Raw genomic sequence first — 22,193 nt, 5'->3', positions numbered from 1 at the left:
GCCAGCACCGCAGCGCACCGCGACCCTGGAGAAGGAGTCCACGATGACCGCAACCGCCACCTACATGCACGACATCCTGCGCCGTGGCCGCGTCCCGATGGCCCCGTTGGAGTATGACGTGCCCTGGGACGACCAACCGCGCCGCTACAAGGTGTATCCCGGCACCCAGTCGATCGCGCTGCCGCGGCACGCCCCGGCCGTGGACCGCACACTCGGCTATGCGCTCGGCTGCCCGGGACGGGAGCGGAGCGGCGACTTCGACCTGGCCTCGCTCGGCAGCATGCTCTGGCACTCCTACGGCCTGTCGGGCCGCCGTGCGGCGGTCCACCGCAACGACGACGTGCCCGCGATGCCGTGGTACGACCGGGCGGTCTGGTCGCGGGGGACGGCCTCCGGCGGCGGCCTCTATCCGCTCGAAATCTACCTGGTGACCAGCGGCGAGCAGGGACTGGTCCCGGGCATCTACAACTGGAACAGCGCCCGGCACTCGCTCAGCCGACTGGCCACCGGCAACTACGTCGGGCGGATCCAGGACTCGCTGGGACCGCACGCCACGGGCGCCGGCAGCTACCTGCTGCTGTCCATCAAGTTCTGGCAGAACGCGTTCAAGTACAACAGCTTCTCCCCGCACGTGACCGCGATGGACATCGGCACCGTCCTGGCGACCTGGGAGCTGTGGTGCCGCAACCAGGGTCTGCCGCTGCGTGCGAACCTGTGGTTCGACGAGCACGAGCTGAACGACCTGCTGGGCCTGGACGGCTACGCCGAGAGCACGGTCAGCGTCGTGCCGGTGCCGATGGGCGGCACCACGGGGGGCAGCGGACGCCACAGCCGGACCACGCGGCACGAGGCGCACGAGAAGTCACGGGCGCCACGCAGCTTCGAGGTGATCGACGACATCCAGTCCGAGATCCTGGCCGCCGCCGCTGCCGACAACCCCTGGCAGGTGCCACCACCACCTCCTAAGGACCCGGGTCGCGGGGTCGCTGACTCCGCTCCGCGGGTGGTGCTGCCCGCACAGCCCCTGGGCGAGATGCCGCTGCGCGAGGCCCTGCTGCGGCGGCGCAGCAGCTTCGGGCGCTTCACCGCGGACCCGCCGATCAGCCAGGGGGACCTGCGCAACGTCCTGGACGCGGTCAACGCGGCCAACGACGGTTTCGGCGTCACCGGTGAGCTGCCCGACGGCCTGGTCCGCACCTGGGTCTGCGCGACCAACGTCGCCGACGTCGCCCAGGGGATCTACCGCTACGACCGCTCCACCGGGGAGCTGGCGCAGACCCTCGAGGCGGGCCTGGAGCTCTTCCTGCAGGGCAACTACTTCCTGCGCAACTACGACATGGCGCGGATCGCCGCGGTCATCGTGCTGACAGCCCGGCCCGGCCAGATCATCGACCACTACGGGCCCCGGGGCCTGCGGCTGCAGAACGCCGCGATCGGCGCCGCGACGCAGTACGGCTACCTGGCCGCCGCCGCCCGCGGCCTCGGCTGTGGGGCCGCCCTCGGCTTTGACAACACCTCCTACGGGGAGGCGTTCGGCACCGCCTCCTTGGAGGCCGACGACGCCACGGCGGAGTGGCCGATGCTCATCCTGATGGTCGGTCACGAAGACACCGTGGGTGCCGAGCTGCACCTGCGCCTGGCAGAGGAGAACGCCCGATGACCGAGCTGGATGTCCGACCAGAGACCCGGCCCGCGCAGCGCCGCGGTGACCCGTCCGCCCCCGCCCGAGACTGCACCTTCAACCCGCACTTCGTCTCCCGGTCCGGTGGGCTGCCGTATGACGTGGTGTCCGGGCTCGCCAGCCCGCGCGCCCAGGCCTGGGCCCGGGAGGTCCTGGCCACCGAGTCCCGGCTCGCCGCCGCCGGGGAGCGGATCGGGTTGCTGCTGGAGGCGGCCATCGGGGGCAACCCCGACCACACGAACCGCCAGGCGCTGCTGAAGCTGCGTCGCGACGTGCACAACCAGCGGCTCCCGCGCGACCCGGAGGCCGCCCTCGAGGCGGTGGCGGTGCACGGCGCCGAGCTGCAGGCGGCCGTGGGACGGTGGCTCACCGACTGCGCCGACCTGCACGAGGCCGTGTCTCGCGGTGACGCCCAGCTGGCCGAGGACGTCACGGAGGCCCGTCAGCACCTGCTCGACCTGGCCGAGACCGAGGTGTTCCGGCAGGGCCTCACGCTGGCCTCGCCGCTGCTGGACGCGCGGCTGGGGGACTACGCCCACAGCGTCTCCTCCGGACGGGAGACCAAGAGGTCCCGCAAGCAGGCACGCTCCCTGCTGCACTACGTCTACCGCACCGCCTGCAAGACCAGCCCGTTCAGCACCCTGACGACCGTGGCCCACGGCCGGCTGTCGGAGGAGACCCAGGAGCTCATCGCCGGCTCCGGTGACCTGAGCCGCGTCGTGGGCAGCACCCGGCTCAACGTGGCGGTCGTCCCGCGGGTGGTGGAGGCCCTGCGGGCGCACCCGGACCACAGCCAGGACCTGCCGCTGGAGCTGGTGACCGGGTGGGAGGTCCGCTCAGAGCGGCTGCGCTACCTGCGCCGCCGCCGGGTCACCAGCCGGGCGGACGCCGGTGCCGTCAACCTGGACTCGATGCAGGAGAACGTGTTCTACCTGGCGGCCGGCCAGCTGCTGGCCCAGCTGATCGAGGTGCTCACCGCCGCACCGGGCACCACGCTGGGCCAGGTGGCGGAGGCGATGCACGAGCGGCTCGAGGGCGCCTCCCGGGAGGACATCGACCGGTTCCTCACCTCCGTGGTCCGCCTGGACCTGGTCACGACACCACAGCTGCAGGTCGACCTGCACGCCGACGACCCGATCCGTGCCTTCACGACCGGACTGCGGGGGATCGGCCGCCCGTGGGCCGACGACGTCGCCGGACGACTCGACCGGGTCAGCGGACTCGTGGAGCGGTTTGCCGGCGCCTGCGCGCACGATCGCCGCGACCTGCTCCGGGACACCCGCGCCGAGCTCGAGGAGCTGATGACCTCGCTGGGCGCCCCGGACGGTTCGGTGCCGCAGACCCTCATCTACGAGGACGCCACCCCCGAGGGCCACGAGGTCCTGGCCGCCCGCTCCCGGTGGGAGCAGGACCTGGCCCCGGCGCTCGGCCGGGTCGCGAGCATCCTGCCGGTGTTCGACGCGCTCGCGCCGCAGCGCTACCTGCTCAACGGGTTCTTCACGGTGCGGTTCGGTCGTGGCGGGGTCTGTTACGACCTGGTCAAGCTGGTCCAGGACTTCCACCTCGACATCTTCGACGAGTTCATGAAGACCACGAGCGGACCGCCCCTCACCGACGACGACGGTCTCCCCGCGCCGCCGCCCAACTGGCTGGACCTGGAGGAGGTCGACGCCCTGCACCGTGCGCGGCTGGCGCTGATCCGGGGCATGCGGCGGGCCTTCTCCGCCCTCGAGGACGTGCACCAGGAGCTGGTGCTGACCGACGAGTTCTTCGACGACATCGTCGCCGAGCTGCCCGTCGGGTCCGGTGACCCCGACCCACGCAGCTTCTTCGCCCAGTTCAGCGGCGGGGAGCGGCCCGGCGTCGTCCTGAACAAGTCCTACACCGGTCTGTCCCTGATGTTCTCCCGCTTCCTGCACGCCCTGGCGCAGGACGAGCAGCCGGGCTCGGGTCTGGTCGAGGACCTGCGGGCGCACCTGCTGGAGCAGCAGCCCGACGGCGCGGTGTTCGCCGAGATCACCGGTGGGGTGGACACCACGAACCTCAACCTGCACCCGGCCGTGACGCCCTATGAGATCGTCTGCCCCGGCGAGGTGACGAGCCGGTCGGAGGCACACCGGATCTACGTCTCCGACCTGGAGGTGCGCCACGACCCGGACACCGAGGAGCTGGTGCTGTTCTGTCCGCGGCTCGGACAGCGCGTCATCCCGGTCTACCTCGGTTTCCTGCTGCCGTTCGCGCTGTCCGACATCCAGCGCGTGCTGCTCCTCTTCTCGCTCAACAAGATGGCCCAGCTCGACCTGTGGAGCGGGACCGACGCCCCGCTGGGCGAGCAGGTGATCAGCTCACATCCCCGGGTGCGCTACGGCGACGTCGTCCTGGTCCGCGAGACCTGGAAGGCCAACCCCGCCAAGCTGCCGCACCGCCGGGACTTCGACTCGGCCGCCCGGTGGTACCTGGAGTGGCAGCGCTTCCGCGCCGAGCACGGGCTGCCGCGCTACGTCTTCGCCACCCTGTCGGCCGGCGCCGCCGAGGAGCCGGACGACCAGCCGGACAGCCCCGAACAGACCAGGCCCGGCACCGACGGTGCCACGATGAGCGCCAGCCGCGGCAAGCCTCAGTATGTCGACTTCACCAGTGAGTCCTGCCTGCAGCTGCTCGACGACATGCTGCGCCAGGACACCGCCCGGATCGTGTTCAACGAGATGCTCCCGGGGCCGGACGCCCTGTGGCTGACCACCGAGCACGGCTCCTACGTCTCAGAACAGACCTTCGAGCTGATCATCACGGAAGGGTCCCGCTCATGACCACGTCAACCGCCCCCCTGCCCCCGGCGACACTCCCGGAGCCACCCGTGGCGCAGGACTGGGTCGCGCTGCACATCTTCTACAGCAGCAACTCCAACCCGCTGCTGGAGGAGTGCGTCCAGCCACTGGTCGACACCCTGCGCGAGGAGGGCCTGATCGACGGCTGGTTCTTCATCCGCTACTGGATGGAGGGGCCGCACATCCGGCTCCGCCTGCACCCCCGCGACCCCGACGACCGCGCGGTCGTCCTGGCCCGCGCACAGCACGCCGCGGAGACCTTCATCAAGACCCGGCCGTCGCTCTACAAGAGCGACCCGACGGTGCTCGGCACGCTGTACAAGGACATGTTCCTCATGGAGTACTCCGAGGCCGACTGGGAGGAGAAGTACGGCGCCGACGGCGCGATGCCGATGCAGGAGAGCAACACCGTCGCCGAGTACCCCTACGAGCCGGAGTACGTCAAGTACGGCGGTCCCCACGGGGTGCGGCTCGCCGAGCAGCACTTCGAGCAGTCCAGCGACACCGTGCTGCGGCTGGTGGCCACCACCAACCTGCACGTGCGCAACGTGATGTTCGGGCTGGCCCTGCAGCTGATGGCGGTCAGCACCCTGACCTTCCTCCCGCGGCCCGAGGACGGGACCCGCTTCCACGAGGGTTACCAGACGATGTGGGAGACCACCATGCTGGCCAAGGACTCACCCACCCGGGACGGGTTCGAGACCAACTACCAGGAGATGGCCGGCCCGCTGGCGGAGCGGCTCACGGCCGTGCGTGGCGCGATCGAGGCGGGCCGGCCCGAGAGCCTGCCCGGGTTCCTCGGCGACTGGGCCGTGCACATGGCGCGGGTGCGGGACCAGGTCCTGGCGGCGACACGGGCCGGGGACCTGATCTTCCCCGAGCGCGTGCTGGAGGGCGACCGGGTGGTCACGACCGACCCGGAGGTCACCCTCCGCACGATGCTGGTGCCGTTCATCCACATGACGAACAACCGGCTCGGGGTCAGCATCGTCGAGGAGGTCTACCTCTCCCACCTGCTGGCCCGCTACCTGGAGAGCCTCCGCTCGGACGTGGCCTGATGACCTCCACCCTGGCTCCGCACCCCACGCCGGTCCTCGGCGCGGAGGTCACCGTCGGGCCGCCGGTCCGCAGGCTGGGCCAGACGGTGCACGTCGTGCGCGACGTGCGCTCGGACGGCTACTTCCAGGTCTCGCCCCGGGAGGCCTTCGTGCTGACCCGGCTGGACGGCACCCGCACCTTCGGCGACGTCGAGCGGGACTACCGGGGCGCGTTCGGCAAGGACCTCGGCGACGCCTCCTGGCAGCAGCTGATGGGACTGCTCTACGCCCGCCGGCTCCTCGTGCCACCGGGGGAGGACGCGGAAGCCGGCCGCACGGCATACGAGCAGCTGCGCCAGCAGAACCAGGCCGGCCGGGTCACGCCTCCCAGGGTGACGCGCGTTCGTGTGCCGCTGATCGACCCCGGTCCGGTGATCGGCTGGCTGCAGGGCCGGGCGGCGTGGCTGCTGCACCCGGTGACCGCGGCCGTCGCGACGGCACTCGTGCTGCTCATGCTGCTCACCGTCGGCCTGCGCTTGCCGCTGCTGTGGGAGGGGTATGTCGCGAGCTGGGCCAGCGCTCCGGTCACCGTCGCCGTGGGGGTCGTGGTCGTGCTGCTCTCCCTGCTCGTGCACGAGTTCACCCACGCGCTGACCTGCGTCCGGTACGGCGGCCGCTGCCGCGAGATGGGCATCTCCTGGCGGTTCCCGCTGATCACGATCTACACCAAGGTCGAGGACATCTATCTGGTGCCGCACCGGTGGCAGCGGGTCGTGGTGTCCCTCTCCGGGGTCCTGGGCGGGCTGGTCGTGCTGCTGCCGGTCTTCGTGACCTGGCTCCTGGTGCCGGCCGGCCACCCGGTCGCGGAGACGTGCGTGGTGGTGCTCGTCCTGGGCGGGATGGCGCAGCTGGTCAACCTGGCCCCGGTCCTGGGGCTGGACGGGCAGAAGGCGCTGAGTCATGCGCTGGGCGTCTGGGACGTCGCGGACGAGAGCCGGGCCTACTGGACGGCCGTGCTGCGGCGTCGCCCGGCCCCGGTCGCCGACGGCGCAGCCCGTTGGGTCGTGCCGGTCTACGGCGTCGTCGTGGTGCTCCTGCTGAGCGTGGTGACGCTGTGGACCGTGTGGGTCGGCGTCACCTTGCTGGTCACCGGGGAGGTACCGTGGTGAGCGACGTCGTCCTGCAGGTGGCGCCGCGCCGGACCAGGGTCGACGACAACCTCTCGGTGCGGATCGACGGGCTACCGCCCCGCTCCCGGGCGGATCTGGTCGTGACGACGACCGACGGCGGGCTGCAGGAGTGGTCCTCCCGCTCGAGGTTCCGCGCCGACGAGCGGGGGATCGTCGACCTGGCACGGGATGCCCCGCTGCCGGGGAGCTCCTACGCCGGTGTCGACCCCACGGGGCCGCTGTGGTCGGTGACCGCGGACGGGACCGCGCTGTTCCGCAAGCGGCGTCCGACCCCGTTGCACTACCGGTTCGCCGTCGAGCTCGCAGCGACCGGAGAGGTAGCCGTGGTGGACCGGGTCGAGCGGCACTTCGGTCGCGAGGTCGTGGAGGAGCCGGTGGCCGGTCCCGGACTCGTCGGGTTGGTGCACCGGCCACGTGACGAACGGGCGTATCCCGGCGTGCTGCTGCTGGGCGGGTCCGACGGCGGCAGCCTCGACCACGCGGCCTCGTTGCTGGCTGACGAGGGCTACGTGGTCCTCGCCCTGGCCTACTTCGGGGTCGAGGACCGCCCGCCGACGCTGGTCGGGATCGACCTCGACGACATCGACGGCGCCGTCGCGTGGCTGCTCGCCCGGCCCGACGTGAGCGGGTGGGAGGTCGCCGTGGTGGGGATCTCACGGGGGGCCGAGCTGGCGCTGCAGCTGGCCAGCGACAACCCCAGGGTCGGTGCGGTCATCGCGGTGGCCCCCTCGGCACTGCGGCAACCGGGGCTGACCGCCAACTTCTCCGACTTCACCCAGGCCGCCTGGGTGCGCGGCGCCGACCCGCTGCCGTTCAACGCCTCGACCCTCGGCGTGCGCGACTGGATCGGCACCGCCTGGGGGATGCTGCGCCGTCGGCCGATGCGGCAGGTTGCCTCCTTCCGCGAGGACCTGCGGCACCCGGACCGGGTGCGCCGGGCCGGGATCCCGGTGGAGCGCTGCACCGGACCCATCCTGCTGGTCAGCGGCGAGGCGGACCAGCTCTGGCCGTCCGCGGAGTTCGCCGACCTGATTCTGGCGCGCCTGCACGAGCACGGTCGCGCCGAGATCGCCGAGGACGTGCGCTATGCCGGGGTCGGGCACTTCGTGGCCTTCCCGATGGGGATCCCCGGGCTGCCGCCGTCCACAGGGATGCGTCCGACGTCCTTCTTCGCCATCGACTTCGGCGGGGAGCCCGCTCAGCACGCCGCTGCCGCACTCGACGCCTGGGTGCGGCAGCTGGACTTCCTGGACCGCTGGCGGACGCGCTTCGGCGACCCAACCGATCCATCCGAACACCTCGACCCAGCACCCGCCGGCGTCTCCGGCGGTGCAGGAAGGAGGACCCGATGACTGTCGCGGTCCAGTGCACCGACGTGTCCAAGGCCTACCCGGGCGGTGTCACCGCCCTGCGGGACGTCGACCTGACCATCGACGCGGGGCAGGTCTACGGCCTGGTGGGTCGCAACGGGGCCGGCAAGACCACCCTGATGCGCATCCTCGTGGGGCTGGTCGCCCCGAGCGGGGGCCACGCGACCGTGTTGGGGCGTCCCGCGGGCGGGACCGCCACCGGCCGGCTGGTCGGGTCGCTCATCGAGGCGCCCGCCTACTATCCGCACCTGAGCGGCCGCGACAACCTGCTGCTGCTGGCCCGGTATCTCGGTCATCCGCGCTCCGACGTCGAGCGGGTCCTGGAGACGGTCGGGTTGAGCGAGCGCGCGGACAGCCGCTTCTCCGGCTACTCCCTGGGCATGAAGCAGCGTCTCGGCATCGCCGGGGCCCTGCTGGGTGACCCACCCCTGCTCATCCTCGACGAACCCGTCAACGGGTTGGACCCGCAGGCCATGGTGCACGTGCGTGAGCTGCTCGCCCGGGTGCGCGACGAGGGGCGCACCGTGCTCCTGTCCAGCCACCTGCTCGCCGAGCTCGAGCAGGTCTGCGACCGGGTCGCCATCCTCCACGAGGGCGTGGTCGTGTCGGAGGGGACCCCGGCCGAGCTACGCCGCGGGAGGGGTGGTGGCACCACCCTGGTGATCGAGGTCGCCGACGTGGACAGTGCCGTGCGGGTGCTGGAGCTGGCCGAGGGCGTCACCGACGTCAACGCCGGTGGCGGGGCGGTGCACGCGCGGTCGGTCGAAGGCAGCACCACCCCCGTCGTCCGGGCGCTGGTCGAGGCCGGGATCGAGGTCGGCTCGATCTCCCGGGGGGAGTCCCTGGAGGCGGCCTACCTGTCCCTGACCGGTGAGCCGGACGCCGGGCCCGAGCACGTCGTGAGAGGAGCCGTCCGATGAGTGCCGTCACCGCACCCCCGCTGGTCGCCGAGAGATCACCCGCAGCGCGCTATCTCCGCGCAGAGCTGTCCGCCCTCGGCCGGCGGCCCGGGGTGCGCATCGCGGTCGGCGTGTGGCTCCTGCAGATCCTGGTGTTCGCCTACGTCGTGCAGTTCACCGTCTACCGCGCGATGGGCGCCGAGCTGGACCCCACCCAGGCGGCCAACATGGTCACCTCGCTCACGCCGGAACTGGCCGGGACGTATGTCGCAGCGTCGGTCCCCGGCTACGGCATCCCGGTCTTCGTGGTGCTGGGGGCGCTCGTGGCCGCCGCCGACTATCGCTCCGGCACCCTGGGCACGTTGCTGGCCAGGTGCCCGCACCGGGTGAGCTTCCTGCTCTCCCGCTACGCGGCGCTGCTGGTCATCCTCGCGGTGACGGCCGTGCTGACCGTGCTGCTGGGCCTGGTCAGCGGCGCCGCGCTGACCATGCTCGAGGGTGGCCCGCTGGCGATCGCGCCGGAGAATCTGGTAGCGGGTGCGGGCGGGGTGTGGCTGATGTCCACGGGCTACGCCACGCTCGGCTTCGCCCTCGGCATACTGCTGCGCAACCTGATGACCGCCTCGGTGGTGGGCATCGCGTGGCTGGTGGCTGTGGAGATGCTGCTCATCGGTGGGCTGGCCGGGGCTCTCCCGGCGGTCGATGCCGTCCGCTCGGTGCTGCTGACGCCTAATGTGGGATCGCTGGCCGCGGCACTTGACTCCAGTGGTGTGACGAGTGGCCAGGGGTTGCCCGGGGTCGGCGCGGTGACGCAGGGATGGGTCGCGGTCCTGGTCATCCTGCTGTGGACGGTGGTGGCGCTGACCCTCGCCGTGCGAGCCTTCCGCCGGCGTGATGTGCTGTGAGTGGGACGACGAGAGGGGCAGGACGGATGACCGAGCTGAGGATCGGCACGCGGGAGCGCGAGCAGGTGGTGCGCTCGCTGATGCGGCACCAGGGCATGGGGCGGCTCACCGCGCAGGAGTATCAGGAGCGCGTCGCCCGCGCCCGCGCCGCGGTGGTGCCCAGCGACCTGGAGGGTCTGCTCGACGACCTCGAGGCGCCGCCGGACCGGGACTGAGCCGGTGACGCGGGCGTCGAGCTGGCGCCACGGCATACTGCTCAGTCGGTGTCAGTGACCATCGGCGTCGGGGGCAGCGTGATCCAGCCCATCTCGGCGGCGCGGGCGCCCAGCTCGAAGCGGCTGGAGACGCCCAGGCGCTCGCTGAGCTGGGTCACGGTGCGGCGGATGGTGCGCACGGAGACGTCCATTCGGCGGGCGATGGCGGCGTCCTTGCGCCCCTGGGCGAAGTGGCGCAGCAGCTCGAGCTCGACCGCGGACGGACCGTCGGTGGGGGTGGCGGGCGCACCGAGGGTCTCGGCCTGCTGCCAGCGGAACTCGAAGAGCCACGTGAGGGCCATGACCAGCCCCGGGCTGCGCACCACCACGGCGCCCGCCGACCGGTCCTCGGGGTCGCGGGCGACCAGAGCCGTGCGGTTGTCGAAGACGAGGGTGCGGACCGGCACCACAGGGGCCAGGGCCACCTGGGCGCCGTGCTCCTCCAGCCAGCGCAGGTAGGCCATCAGCTCGGGCTGGCCGCGCGCTGAGCTCAGATAGATGCTGCGGACCCGGACGCCCTTCTCCAGGAGGGCGAGGTCCTGGTCGCGGGACTGGCGCAGCGCAGTCGGCGACGGGTTGTGGTCGATGAGCGCCAGCACCTCCGTGGTGCACTCGGCGTTCATCTGGTGCAGGAAGGTGACGACCTCGCTGGCGCTGTCCAGGGTCTGGGACTCCGGCTCCTGGTTGCTCAGGGTCTGGACCTGGCGCAGCAACCGGGCGGCCTCGGAGGAGGACGCGCGCATGCGGGCGACCCGATCGATCGAGGTGGCGGCGCTGGCCTCGGCGGCGGCGACGATCCGGTTGACCGGGGCGTCGAGCGAGACGGCGACGAGCAGCTCCTCCCGGACGTGGTCGCAGCGCACCAGTCCGAGCTCGATGAGCCGGGAGGTGACGGGCGCGAGCGCCTCCGGGGTGGTGCCGAGCGCGGCCGCGATGTCCGCGGCCTCACGAGGACCCTGGGTGAGGAGCACGGCATACACCCCGGCCCCCGTTGGGTCCTCGCCCGCATCGGTGAGCACCTCTGCCAGCGCGTGCGTCAGCTCGGAACACTCTGCGTCCATGGTGCCCTCCCACCTCCTGAGGAACGCGGTCGGAGACGGCAATTGCTGTCATGACCCGTTCCGGACAACTCGGACTTCCCCACGCGGCCCGTGGCGCGGCTAGCGTCCGAACTATGAGCACTGTATCGACCACGATAGGAGCACTCCCATGAAGGTTCTCACTGTGATGGCAGTCGCGGCACTCGCACTCCTCGGCTCCGCCGCGGCCAGCGCCGCTGACGAGGTCGAGGAGCCAGCCTGTATCACCTGCTGGGGTATAGACCCCGAGTAGGCGTCACGGGCGGGGCAGCGGCATAGACTCCCTGCTCGTGACCGAGGTGCACCAGCCGGCGCTCGAGCCGGGCCGCGAGTTCGTGCTGACCGTGTCCTGCGAGGACCGGCGCGGCATCGTCCATGCGGTGGCCGGCGCGATGCTGGAGCAGCACCTCACCGTGCTGGACAGCCAGCAGTTCGGCGACCCGAGCACGGGTGAGTTCCACCTGCGGATGCACCTGCGGCGCGAGGGCGAGCCCCTTCCCGTCCAGGAGCTGGAGGCAGGCTTCGAGCCGGTCGCACTGCGGTTCGGCATGCAGTGGCGGTTCCTCGACCTGTCCCGTCGGCACCGGATCCTGGTGATGGTGAGCCGCCAGGGCCACGTTCTCAACGACCTGCTGTTCCGCACCCGGACCGGGCTGATGAACGTCGAGATCCCGGTGATCGTCTCCAACCACGAGGACTTCCGGGCCCTGGCCGAGTGGCACGGCATCCCGTTCCACCACGTGCCGGTCACGCCCGACACCAAGCCGGAGGCCGAGGGGCGGCTGCGCGAGCTCATCGAGGAGCACGAGGTCGACACGGTGGTCCTGGCGCGCTACATGCAGGTGCTGTCCTCGCAGTTGTGCGCGGAGCTGCCCGGCCGGATCATCAACATCCACCACTCCCTGCTGCCGAGCTTCAAGGGCGCCAAGCCCTACACCCAGGCCCACGACCGCGGGGTCAAGGTGATCGGGGCGACCGCGCACTACGTGACGGCCGACCTGGACGAGGGTCCGATCATCGAGCAGGACTTCCGGCGGGTCGACCACCGGATGAGCCCCGGCGAACTGGCGTCCGTCGGCCAGGAGCTCGAGGCGATGGCGATGGCGCGTGCGGTGCGCTGGCACGCCGAGCAGCGTGTCGTCCTGCGGGGCCGGCGGACGGTCGTCTTCGACTGACGCACGGGAGAAGTGCTCACTCAGCCTCGTCAGATCGTTGAAACACGTTAACTTTCTGCACAAAATTCACCATGTTGTGTGGATCTGTCAATTGACTTGCCACGACTCGCCGCCCGCGGGTCATGCGTCTGCCCAGCGGTGCTTGACCTCGGTCACGGCTCGATGATCGTGACGCCCGGAGCCGTCGCGTCGCCCATGGCGACCAGTGCCGCCGATGCGTCGGACAGTCCGATCCTCCGGCCGAGGAGCTTCTCGGGCGCCAGCCGGCGTGCGGCGATGTCGTCCAGCATCCGAGGGTAGTCCCGCGCCGGCATCCCGTGGCTGCCCAGCACCTGCAGCTCCCGGGCGATCACGGTGTGCATCGGCACCGTGGCCCGACCGTCGACCACGGCGGGCGGCAGCAGCCCGACCTGCACGTGGCGACCGCGAATCCTCAGGCTCTCGGTAGCCGCCCGTGCGGTCGCGAGGCTGCCGAGCGCGTCGACAGCGACGTCCGCGCCGCCGTCGGTCGCGTCCCGGACCTGCTCGACCACGTCTCCGTCGGCGGGATCCACGACCGTGCCGGCGCCCACCTCAGCGGCCAGGTCGAGAGCGTCGCGGTTCACGTCGACGGCGATGACCCGGGCGCCCCGCGACCGGGCGACCATCACCGCGGCCAGCCCCACGCCGCCGCACCCGAACACCGCCACCGTCTCCCGGGCCTGGACCCGCCCCACGTCGACCAGCGCCCGATAGGCCGTCGCGAACCGGCACCCCAGCCCCGCCGCCACGGCGAAGCTGATCGCGTCCGGCAGCGGCACCACGTTGAAGTCGGCCACGGGCAGGGCGACGAACTCGGCGAACGACCCCGGCCCGTTGACCCCCGGCTGCCACTGCCGAGGGCAGACGTGGGAGGCGCCCGCACGGCATACTGCACACTCCCCGCAGCCCAGGGCGAAGGGGAAGGTGACCCGCTGCCCGACCCGGACCCGATCCACCCCGGCACCCACCGCGTGGACCACTCCCGCGAACTCGTGGCCGGGAGTGTGGGGCAACACGGTGATGTCGCTGTCGTGCCCCGCCCAGCCGTGCCAGTCCGAGCGGCACAGTCCGGTGGCCTCCACCCGGACCACGACCCCGCCGGTGGGCGCCTCAGGTACGGGGACCTCGGCAAGGTAGGGCCGCTCTCCGAAGTCGTCGAACCGCACAGCTCGCACCGTGACCTCCTCCGCTCCGCAGTCCCGGCACAGTATGGCTGGCGCTCGGTGCGAGCAACACGCCTGCGGTGTCAGGTCTCCGACCTCGCACCGCCGGCGATCCGCTCGCACCGATGCGCACTATGGTCCCCCTATGGACTACAGCACGATGTTCCGGCTCGACGGCAAGCATGCGGTGGTGATCGGCTGCGGCGGCATCGGGGCCGAGCTCGTGGAGGGCCTGGCGGCCCAGGGTGCTCGGGTGACCTGCCTGGACGCGAACGAGGAGGTGGCAGCCGCTGCTGCGGCCCGCGCCTCGACATACTCCCCGGCCGCCTCGGGCCGCGCGGACGTGTTGGACCCCGACGACCTGACCCGGGCGGCGGCCGACCTGGGTGACGTGGACGTGCTGGTGCTGACGGCGGCGACCAACGTGCGGAAGCCGGTGCTGGACTACTCGGCCGAGGAGTTCGACCGGGTCGTGGGGCTGAACCTGCGCGGCACCTTCAACGCGGTCCGGGCGATCGCGCCCGGGATGGCCGCGCGGGGGAGCGGGTCGATCATCGCGCTGAGCTCGATCCGGGCGCTCGCGGTCGAGCCCGGGCAAGGGGTGTATGCCGCGACGAAGGCCGGCATGGTGCAGCTCCTCCGCGCGCTGGCGGCCGAGCTGGGACCGCAGGGGGTGCGGGTCAACGCTGTCGCGCCGGGTGTGGTGGAGACCCCGCTGACCGAGCAGATCCGGGCCGACGAGGCGTGGGGCCGGGCGTATGCCGAGAAGTCGGCTCTCGGTCGGTGGGCACGGCCCGAGGAGCTGGTCGGGGCGGTGGCCTACCTGGCCAGCGACGCCGCTAGCTTCGTGACCGGCAGTCAGCTCCTGGTCGACGGTGGCTGGACCGCGATCGACGGGCGGTTCACCCCGCCGTTCTAGGCATCCGCCCTGCCGTTCTAGGCACCCGTCCCCTCCACGGGACCTCACGTGCGGGCCGACTCATCGGCACGTGCTGGTGGCCGCCTGCGCCCTCGTTGTCGAAACCCGTGGCGTCAAACCGGTGAGCACACATCTCGCAGATTGACCCTTGCCAGGTGTCTGCACCGCTGCTAGCGTCCGGACTGACAAGTGGACTAAATGGTCCACCTGGTGGATTCGAGGAGTGACCAATGAAGTTCAGAGGACTCAAGATCCCGGCCGTCCTTGCTGCCCTGGCCCTGGGCGCAACCGGCGGCACGGTGCTGGCTGCGGGTGGTCTCGGCAAGCCCGGCGATGGCTCGCCCAACGGAGTCACGAAGGCCATCTACACGGACGGCATCACGGACTACGGCGTCGATCGAGGAACCGATCCCAAGCTCTACAACGACTGGGGCAACGGGTGGGAAGAGGGTGAGACGGCACGCGTCCTCATCTACAGCTACACGCCGGGTCCGCGGCACGCTCATCTGGGTGACCGTCTCGACCCGGGGATGAACCCGCCGCTGAACGACACCAACGTTGCCCAGTCGAGTCTCAAGGAGTGGCTTGAGGCCGAGGGCGTGCAGGTCGACTGGACGGAAGACCCCACCGCGATCACGCGGCTCAACAGCTACAACGGCTTCATCGCTCTGAGTGCGAACCGGGACGCCTACGACGACACCGCACAGACCTCGCTCAAGCAGTTCGTGCGGCGCGGCGGTGGCTTCGTCGGCATCCACAACGCGTTCGGTGCCGAGTACCACTGGCCGTGGTACGAGGGCCTGCTCGGTGGTGCGAACTTCTACGACCACGGCCCGAACCGCGAGGGCACGGTCGAGGTTCTCAACAAGAAGGACGTCTCCACCAAGGGCCTCCCGAAGGAGTGGGAGTACAAGGACGAGTGGTACAACCTCGTGCCCTTCCCCAGCTACGTCAACTTCCTCGCGAAGGTCGACGCCGAGACCAGCGACACGGGCCGTGACACCGGCCACCCGGGTCATGGAGACAGCCACCCGGTCAGCTGGTGCCACTACTACGACGGCGGACGGTCCTGGCTGACCACCCTCGGCCACGACCCGGCCACGTGGACCGATGCCGACTTCGTGGGCCAGGAGCACTTCCAGGAGCACGTCGTGAACGGTGTGCTCAGCGCCATCGGCATGAAGCAGTTCTGCAAGTCCTGACCGTTCTCCCAGCCACAAGGGCGGGACGCTGCGTGATGCGGCGTCCCGCCCTTGTTGTGTCCGCGCCCCCCGAACTTCCTGGCGGTTCGCGCTCCGGCGTTGACCCTCATGGAGCACCCCGACCCCTCAGTCGGCCCGTCAGGGAGGTCGTGGCTGAGCCTGGGTCGGCACAGGCCTTGGGACACGGTGCAGCGCTTTGGTGTCGGTGCCGGTGCGTGGGTGTCGCCGGCGTGCACGTCAGTATGCCGGTGGGCGCCGTCGATCACTACCCGTGCCGGTCCGCTGTCGGCGGGTGGCGAGGACGCAGGTGGTGATGCGAGACCGTGCGATCAGGGATGCGACAACGCGATGAGGGCGCCCACCCCTTGCGGGGTGGACGCCCTCACCACTTCTACGCACTCCGCCTCACATGCCTGTCTGGAGACGTGAGGCCCGGTCCCTCCTGCTACTTGATGACCGTCACCTCGGTCGTCGCAGTCAGTTGCTTCTGCTCACCGTCATGCAAGAAGTTGGCGGTGAGGGTGAGCTCCACGTCGTCGCCCTCCGGGATGTTGTTGTCCAACGCCGCCTTGTCGAACTGGACGAGGAGCCGCTTGCCGGCCAGGTGCGCCTTCGTCGGGGTGACCGGCGTCTGCGACAGCGGGGTCAGCAACTGGGCCTCTCCGTCGTAGGTGTAGCCCGCCGGGACATCCATGAAGGCGGTCACCTTCCCGTGGACTCCGGTGAACTGGCCCGTGCCAGACCCGAGGCGCAGGGTCGAGGACGGGAAGCTCAGGGACCCCGGGCTGTCCTCAGGCGTCAGGTACACCTCGATCTTGCCGACCGGACGAGGGTCGGTGCAGTCGTTGAAGAAGTAGTCCCCAGCCCGGTCGAACGTGTGCTGGTAGGACTCCCCCGGCTGCAGCCGGACGTTGAACTCGCCCTCGAAGAACTGCGTCGCGCAGTGCTCGAGCTCGTTCGGGAAGTTCGGGAAGGTCTCCGCTCCCGGGTTCAGGAAGGTCACGGTGCTGCCGACCTCCACCCGCAGATGCGTGGGGTCCATCCCGCGCTGTGAGGTGCTGTCCTGCGAGGCGGCCGAGTCCAGCCGGTTGGAGCGTGCGAGGAGGACTGTGTTGTCAACCTCAGAACCCTCGACCGCCGAACCCTGCACCGGCCGTCGAATGCTCAGCGGAGCGGTGTTGGGGCCTTCCTGGCTGCCCGACTCGGTCGTGTAGTCCCCGCCGAGCTTGAACGCCCACAGGGAGTCTCCCTGAGTGACCGTGCCGCCGTAGGGGTTGGTGGATCCCGCAGCCAGCACCGCGACATACTGCTCGCCGTCGATCTCGTAGGTGATCGGCGCCGCCGAGATGCCCGATCCAGTCTGGAACTCCCACAGGACCTCACCGTTGGTGGCGTCCATCGCGAGCAGCCGGCCGTCGATCTGACCGACGAACAGCAGGTCACTGGCCGTGGTCATCGGACCCTGGCCGTGGGACATGTCGGTGCCCAGGTGGTTGGTCCAGGTCTTCTCGCCCGTGGACGCGTCATAGGCGAGGATGCCACCCGTCTGGTACTGACCGATCGCGCGCTGACCGTTGGCCGACGCACCGTTCCAGTGCGCGACGGGGTTGGTCCCGTAGGGGAAGTAGACCATGTTCGTGCTGTGGCTGTAGGACTGGTTCGACCAGTCGCCTCCACCGTTCTGGCTTGTGGTGGAGAGGATCGGCAGATCCCACTGGGGGTCGTACATGCAGCCCTGACGGTGGTCCTGGCCGTCGGGGTAGGTAAGGAACGGCTCGTCCGCCTGGACGTAGCTGTCGGGGTTGAAGACCAGGTTGCCCTCTGCGTCGGGCTGGTAGCCGTTGTAGTTCGGGACGGCCCGCCAGGGGTCGCCCGGGATGTTGTCGGGGTCGAGCTTCTCCCACACGAGGCACTCAGGCAGCAGCCTGTTCTCGGGGAACGGCTGGGTCTCGGCATGGTGCTGCCGCGAGTCGGTGATCATCTCCTTCTGGATCACCGGGAGGACTGACTCGCCGTTCGTGCGGTCGATCACGAACTGGTGGCCGGACTTGGTGCCGTAGAAGATGACCTGGCGTGTCTGGCCATCGACCTCGATGTCAGCCAGTGTCGGCGGGTGGACGTTGTCCATGTCCCAGACGTCATGGCGGATGGACTGGTAGTGCCACTTGTAGTCGCCGGTGGTCATGTCGACGGCGACCAGGGTGCTGGACCACAGGTTGTCACCCGGTCGCTGTGAACCGTCCTGCGAGGTGTTGCAGCTCCGGGCGTTGCCGAAAGTCATGTAGTACATGCCGAGGTCGGGATCCACCGCCCCGTGCATCCACGGTGTGGCACCGCCCTCGAGGGCGCAGTCCGTGCCGTCCGGCAGCACCGGGCCCCAGGTCGCGCCCGCGTCGACGGAGTTGCCGTTGACGTCGGTGAAGATGGTGCCCCGGTTCGGGCCGCCGAAGAAGTGCCAGAGGTGGGAGCCGTCGGTGGAGTCGAGCGCGACAACAGCAGCGCGACTGCCGTTGGCCGCGTGGACGTAGACGATCCCGTCGTGGTAGACCGTGGCGACGCGGTCGACGCGACCGAGGTCCTCTCCGTTCGGGCCCTCAACCGTGACGACCCACACCTCCTCGCCGGTGTCCTGGTCGAGGGCGACGGCACGGTTGCCGCTGGCGAGGGTGTAGACCAGCCCCTCGCCCGCGGAGACGCCACGACGCGTGCCGGAGGTGCCGAAGTTCTCGGGCTCCCACTTCCACTCGGCCTCCCCGGTCTTGCCGTCCACGGCGATGACGCCACCGCTGGGCGTGTCGGTGTAGATGATCCCGTCGATCACGATGGGGGTGGTCTGCTGCCCGGTGTCGTCGGTGGCCGGCTCAACGGCCGAGAGGTGTGTCCGCCAGGCAGGGCCCAGCTTCTTGAGGTTCTGCTTCTTGATCTGGGTCAGGCCCGAGTAGTGCTGGTTGCCCAGATTGCCACCGACGGTGGGCATGTCAGCCCAGGTCGGGTCCACCGCGGTCAGTCCGTCCGGTGGGGTCTCCGTGGGTGGTGGGGCGGCTACCCCAGTCCCTGGAAGAGCTGCGAGCGACGCTGCCAGCACTGTCCCCAGTGCAGCAGCGGCCACTCTCTTGGTGAGAGGTGCGAGCATGCCGGTGTCTCCTTCGGTTGCAACGACGGGCGGGTGTCCGTCTTTCGTGTCCCTGGCCGATCGACTGGACCACCTAGCGGACCACTAGGACCGACTGGTGACTCGACCATAACGACAGAGCGCACAGGCGGCAAGACCTCAGGACGAATTGGCCAGGAGCGATCCGGCAACCTCATCGCGGTCCCGTGGCAGCCGTTGCCCGACGATGACTGGCGTCGGCGCAGGGGTAACCCGCGGATGGGAACCGGGAGGGGGAAGAGCTAGGCGCGCGGGCTCAGGCCCTGGCGCCGGTGTAGGTCGGCAGGATGCTCGGCGGCACCGGACCCTTGATGCGACCACCCTGCTGGGTCTGCTCCCAGGCGTGCGCCAGGATGCCGACGGAGCGGCCGAGCACGAACAGTCCCCTGGCCAGCTCCGGCGGGACGCCCAGCTCGCCGTAGATCATCGCGGTCACCCCGTCGACGTTGATCGGCACCGGCCGGGAGCGGCCCTCGTTGAGAACGGCCTCGACCGCCAGGCCCGCGTCCACGTGCCGACCGGCGATGTCCCCTGCCGCCCGGGCCTCGTGCAACAGGTCCAGGATGGGCTCCCGGCGCGGGTCGACCGGGTGGAAACGGTGACCGAAGCCGGGAAGGAACCGGGAGCGCTCCTGCTGCCACTGCGTGACCACACGACGTGTCACCGCACGCAGTGCCTCCTCGCTGTCGGCGCCCTCGGCGACGATCGCGTTGAGCAGCTCGACGCACTGCTGGCCGGCACCGCCGTGGACGTCCCCGAGGACGTTCACGCCGTTCGCGATGGCGTTGTTGAGGCCGACGCCACAGGTGGCCGCCATCCGGGCGGAGGCGATCGACGGCGCCTGGGGTCCGTGGTCGACCGATGCGACGAGCGCCGCCTCGAGGAGTCGGCGCTGGCCGGGTGTTGGGAAGCCGCCGGAGGTCAGCAACCAGATGACCTCGGTGAACCCCCGCTCACGCAGCAGCTCGGCGATCGCGTTGCCGCGCAGCTCGATCACCCCGGGCGCGATGTTGCTGATGTCCGTGGCCCACCAGTCCGCGACCTGCCCGGTCGGGTCGATGGCGGTCATCGGGTCGCATCCCCTGAGGAGACCGCCTCGACCACGGGCGCCGGGTTGACGCCCTCGGCGCCGGCCCACGCCAGCAGGCTCTCGTTGTGTTCGCCGAGCAGTGGGGGGCGCGACCGCGGACCCAGGCTCTCGCCGTCGAAGAGGACGCCGTTGCCCATCACCTTGAGCGCCCGGTCGGGGTCGCCCGGGAACTCGAGCTCGTGCAGGAAGCCGCGCTCCGCCAGTTGTGGCAGGGCCAGGGCGGAGGGCACGCTCAGGATGCGTGCCGCCGGGACTCCCAACCCGTTGAGGAGCTCCTCCCACTCCAGCGCCGTCCTCTTCGCCAGACCGGCGTTCACCTCGGCGTTCAGCTCATCGCGGTGTGCCTTGCGCGCCTCGCGCTGACTGAAGCGTGGGTCCTGGACCAGTTCCGGGCGGCCGATCGCCTCGCACAGGGACAGGAACTGCTGCTCCTGGTTCGCCGCGATGTTGAGCGGGCCGTCCGCCGCCTCGAAGGTGCCTGAGGGTGCTGCGGTGAAGTTCTGGTTGCCGATCGGTCCGGGCTCGACCCCCGCGCCGAGGTAGTTGCTGACCGCCCACCCCATGGCCGACAGCGAGGTCTCGAGCATCGAGACGTCGAGCGTGGCGCCGACTCGCTTCCCGTCCGCGTCGCGCGCCACCAGCGACCCGCAGATCGCCAGCGCGGCCATGAGTCCGCCCACCGAGTCCGCGATCGGGAAACCCACCCGAAGGGGTGCCGTCTCTGGGGTGCCGGTGATGCTCATGATCCCCGAGAGCCCCTGGATGATCTGGTCGTAGGCCGGCCGCTGGCTGAGCGGCCCGTCCTGGCCGAACCCGGAGACGGAGCAGTAGACCAGGCTCGGGTTCACCTCCCTGAGCTGGTCGGCCCCCAACCCAAGTCGCTTCATCACCCCCGGACGGAAGTTCTCGACCACGACGTCGGCGCGGGCGGCCAGGTCCTGGAAGAGTTTCTTGTCGGCCGGGTCCTTGAGGTCCAGCTCCACCGACTTCTTGCCGGCGTTCTGCGCGAGGAAGGAGGCGCCGAGTCCTTGGCTGTTCAGGTCGGCGTCGGCGCCCAGGGCCCGGGCCAGGTCACCACGATGCGGCTGCTCGACCTTCACCACCTCCGCGCCCAGCAGGCTCAGGTGGTAGGTGCAGTACGGTCCGGCGAGGACGTTGGTCAGGTCGAGGACGCGTATGCCGTCCAGCGGGCGAGCCATGAGCGATGGACCTCCGGGATGGTTGCGGGTGGGCGTGGCCGGGGGCGGCCGCTGGCCGCCCCCGGACGTGGGGCAGGTGGCTAGTTGATCGACCGCAGCGGATGGTCGATGCCGAGCGTGCTGAGGGTGGCCGCCGCGGCCATGAGGGCGTTGGCGAGCCCCGGGATGCGCTCCTCGGGGAAGCGCAGCGTCGGGCCGCTGTAGGTCAGCGCGGCCACGACCTCGCCCGATTCGGCACGGACCGGAGCCCCGACCGCGGAGATTCCTTCCTCACGCTCGCCGTGGCTGACGGCGAAACCCTGCGCCCGCACCATCTCCAGGTCGGCCACCAGGACGTCCAGCGGCGGTGCGCTGGCGTGCGCCCCGACATACACGTGCTGCACGTTGTCTGCGCTGACCTGGCTCAGGAGCACCTTGGAGGATGCGCCGGAGACAAGGGGGAGCTGGTCACCGATGTGCACGACGTGGCGCAGCGGCAACGGACTCTCCTCCTGCGCGACGCAGATCCGGGTGCGGCCACGACGAATGAAGAGGTTGACGGTCTCCTTCTCGCGCTCGACGAGCTGCTTCATCACTGCCCGGGCCTGCGGCGGCAGCTCCCACGCCTGGTTGGCGGCACGGGCCCAGCGCCACAGGCTGGGGCCGGGGATGTAGCCGCGGCTCGTGGAGGCCAGGAGTCCCTCCGACTCCAACGTGTAGAGCAGCCGGATCACGGTGGTCTTGGCTAGCCCACTGGCCTCCACGATGTCGGCGATGCTGCGCGCCCGGGTCGAGCCGTCGGTGAACTGTCCCATGATGTCAAGCGCCCTGGTGACGCTGCGCACCGTCTGGTGAGTGGCACGTTCGTCGACCTCGAGATCGACGACGCTCTCATTGACGGACTCTGCATTGACCGACTCTGGGTTCTCGCTCATCGGATCAGATTCACCCCTTGCGTATTCGGCTGGCAATGGTTACGTTAGCATCGGTCCGCACAATGGTCCAGAGATACCGCGCAGTGGATTGAGAGGATGCACATGGCTGTTTCCCACCA

18 protein-coding genes are annotated in these 22,193 nt (G+C 70.3%); 12 read left to right on the top strand and 6 right to left on the bottom strand.

Features of this window, described 5'->3' with window-relative positions:
* The first annotated feature begins 43 nt into the window (after positions 1-43).
* Genes MWU75_RS07955 through MWU75_RS07920 form a run of 8 tightly spaced genes read left to right on the top strand, consistent with a single transcriptional unit; the run spans position 44 to position 10,122 of the window.
* Entirely contained in the window at positions 44-1,660 is a 1,617-nt protein-coding gene (locus MWU75_RS07955) for a SagB family peptide dehydrogenase (protein ID WP_247089472.1), read from the top strand.
* Positions 1,657-4,488 (top strand): lantibiotic dehydratase, encoded by a 2,832-nt coding sequence (locus MWU75_RS07950; RefSeq protein WP_247089470.1) that lies wholly within the window; start codon positions 1,657-1,659, stop codon positions 4,486-4,488. Before MWU75_RS07955 ends, MWU75_RS07950 begins: the two co-directional genes overlap by 4 nt.
* Positions 4,485-5,564: a thiopeptide-type bacteriocin biosynthesis protein gene (locus MWU75_RS07945; protein WP_247089469.1), complete on the top strand. Its 1,080-nt coding sequence runs from the start codon at positions 4,485-4,487 to the stop codon at positions 5,562-5,564. Before MWU75_RS07950 ends, MWU75_RS07945 begins: the two co-directional genes overlap by 4 nt.
* Complete coding sequence (locus MWU75_RS07940) at positions 5,564-6,712, top strand: hypothetical protein (protein WP_247089467.1); 1,149 nt, start codon at positions 5,564-5,566, stop codon at positions 6,710-6,712. The genes MWU75_RS07945 and MWU75_RS07940 overlap by 1 nt, the downstream gene beginning before the upstream one ends.
* Complete coding sequence (locus MWU75_RS07935; RefSeq protein ID WP_247089465.1) at positions 6,709-8,085, top strand: acyl-CoA thioester hydrolase/BAAT C-terminal domain-containing protein; 1,377 nt, start codon at positions 6,709-6,711, stop codon at positions 8,083-8,085. The genes MWU75_RS07940 and MWU75_RS07935 overlap by 4 nt, the downstream gene beginning before the upstream one ends.
* The gene (locus MWU75_RS07930) at positions 8,082-9,023 is read left to right on the top strand and encodes an ABC transporter ATP-binding protein (RefSeq protein ID WP_247089463.1); all 942 of its coding nucleotides are present in this window, start codon (positions 8,082-8,084) and stop codon (positions 9,021-9,023) included. Before MWU75_RS07935 ends, MWU75_RS07930 begins: the two co-directional genes overlap by 4 nt.
* Positions 9,020-9,907 (top strand): ABC transporter permease subunit, encoded by an 888-nt coding sequence (locus tag MWU75_RS07925; protein WP_247089462.1) that lies wholly within the window; start codon positions 9,020-9,022, stop codon positions 9,905-9,907. Before MWU75_RS07930 ends, MWU75_RS07925 begins: the two co-directional genes overlap by 4 nt.
* A gap of 26 nt (positions 9,908-9,933) precedes the next feature.
* Entirely contained in the window at positions 9,934-10,122 is a 189-nt protein-coding gene (locus MWU75_RS07920; RefSeq protein WP_247089460.1) for a DUF1707 domain-containing protein, read from the top strand.
* Between the two features lie 41 nt (positions 10,123-10,163).
* On the opposite strand, the gene MWU75_RS07915 is transcribed toward MWU75_RS07920, so the two are convergent.
* Complete coding sequence (locus MWU75_RS07915) at positions 10,164-11,222, bottom strand: LuxR C-terminal-related transcriptional regulator (protein ID WP_247089459.1); 1,059 nt, start codon at positions 11,220-11,222, stop codon at positions 10,164-10,166.
* A gap of 148 nt (positions 11,223-11,370) precedes the next feature.
* On the opposite strand from MWU75_RS07915, the gene MWU75_RS19885 reads away from it, so the two are divergent.
* Together MWU75_RS19885 and purU are read left to right on the top strand one after the other, a co-directional pair.
* Positions 11,371-11,493 carry a hypothetical protein gene (locus MWU75_RS19885; RefSeq protein ID WP_281496986.1) on the top strand — a complete coding sequence of 41 codons (123 nt, stop codon included), beginning with the start codon at positions 11,371-11,373 and terminating at the stop codon, positions 11,491-11,493.
* A 37-nt stretch (positions 11,494-11,530) separates the two neighbouring features.
* Positions 11,531-12,415 (top strand): formyltetrahydrofolate deformylase, encoded by an 885-nt coding sequence (purU, locus tag MWU75_RS07910; protein ID WP_247089458.1) that lies wholly within the window; start codon positions 11,531-11,533, stop codon positions 12,413-12,415.
* Between the two features lie 152 nt (positions 12,416-12,567).
* Here the strand turns inward: purU and MWU75_RS07905 are convergent, their stop codons facing one another.
* Positions 12,568-13,611 carry an alcohol dehydrogenase catalytic domain-containing protein gene (locus tag MWU75_RS07905; protein ID WP_247089457.1) on the bottom strand — a complete coding sequence of 348 codons (1,044 nt, stop codon included), beginning with the start codon at positions 13,609-13,611 and terminating at the stop codon, positions 12,568-12,570.
* Between the two features lie 133 nt (positions 13,612-13,744).
* Between MWU75_RS07905 and MWU75_RS07900 the strand changes: the two genes are divergently transcribed.
* Together MWU75_RS07900 and MWU75_RS07895 are read left to right on the top strand one after the other, a co-directional pair.
* Positions 13,745-14,518, top strand: coding sequence for an SDR family oxidoreductase (locus tag MWU75_RS07900; protein WP_247089456.1), 774 nt, complete (start codon positions 13,745-13,747; stop codon positions 14,516-14,518).
* A 230-nt stretch (positions 14,519-14,748) separates the two neighbouring features.
* Complete coding sequence (locus tag MWU75_RS07895; protein ID WP_247089455.1) at positions 14,749-15,720, top strand: ThuA domain-containing protein; 972 nt, start codon at positions 14,749-14,751, stop codon at positions 15,718-15,720.
* Positions 15,721-16,165: 445 nt separating this feature from the next.
* On the opposite strand, the gene MWU75_RS07890 is transcribed toward MWU75_RS07895, so the two are convergent.
* From MWU75_RS07890 to MWU75_RS07875, 4 genes are all read right to left on the bottom strand, one after another.
* Positions 16,166-18,697 carry a PQQ-binding-like beta-propeller repeat protein gene (locus MWU75_RS07890; RefSeq protein ID WP_247089454.1) on the bottom strand — a complete coding sequence of 844 codons (2,532 nt, stop codon included), beginning with the start codon at positions 18,695-18,697 and terminating at the stop codon, positions 16,166-16,168.
* Between the two features lie 430 nt (positions 18,698-19,127).
* Positions 19,128-19,940: a citryl-CoA lyase gene (locus MWU75_RS07885; RefSeq protein ID WP_247089453.1), complete on the bottom strand. Its 813-nt coding sequence runs from the start codon at positions 19,938-19,940 to the stop codon at positions 19,128-19,130.
* Complete coding sequence (locus tag MWU75_RS07880) at positions 19,937-21,160, bottom strand: CoA transferase (RefSeq protein ID WP_247089451.1); 1,224 nt, start codon at positions 21,158-21,160, stop codon at positions 19,937-19,939. Before MWU75_RS07880 ends, MWU75_RS07885 begins: the two co-directional genes overlap by 4 nt.
* A gap of 80 nt (positions 21,161-21,240) precedes the next feature.
* Entirely contained in the window at positions 21,241-22,074 is an 834-nt protein-coding gene (locus MWU75_RS07875; protein ID WP_247089449.1) for an IclR family transcriptional regulator, read from the bottom strand.
* Between the last annotated feature and the right edge of the window lie 119 nt (positions 22,075-22,193).

Source organism: Ornithinimicrobium sp. F0845 (assembly GCF_023015765.1).
Classification (GTDB): domain Bacteria; phylum Actinomycetota; class Actinomycetes; order Actinomycetales; family Dermatophilaceae; genus Ornithinicoccus.
The sequence above is the reverse complement of the archived record's forward strand: the minus strand, read 5'-3'. Positions and strand labels throughout refer to the sequence as shown.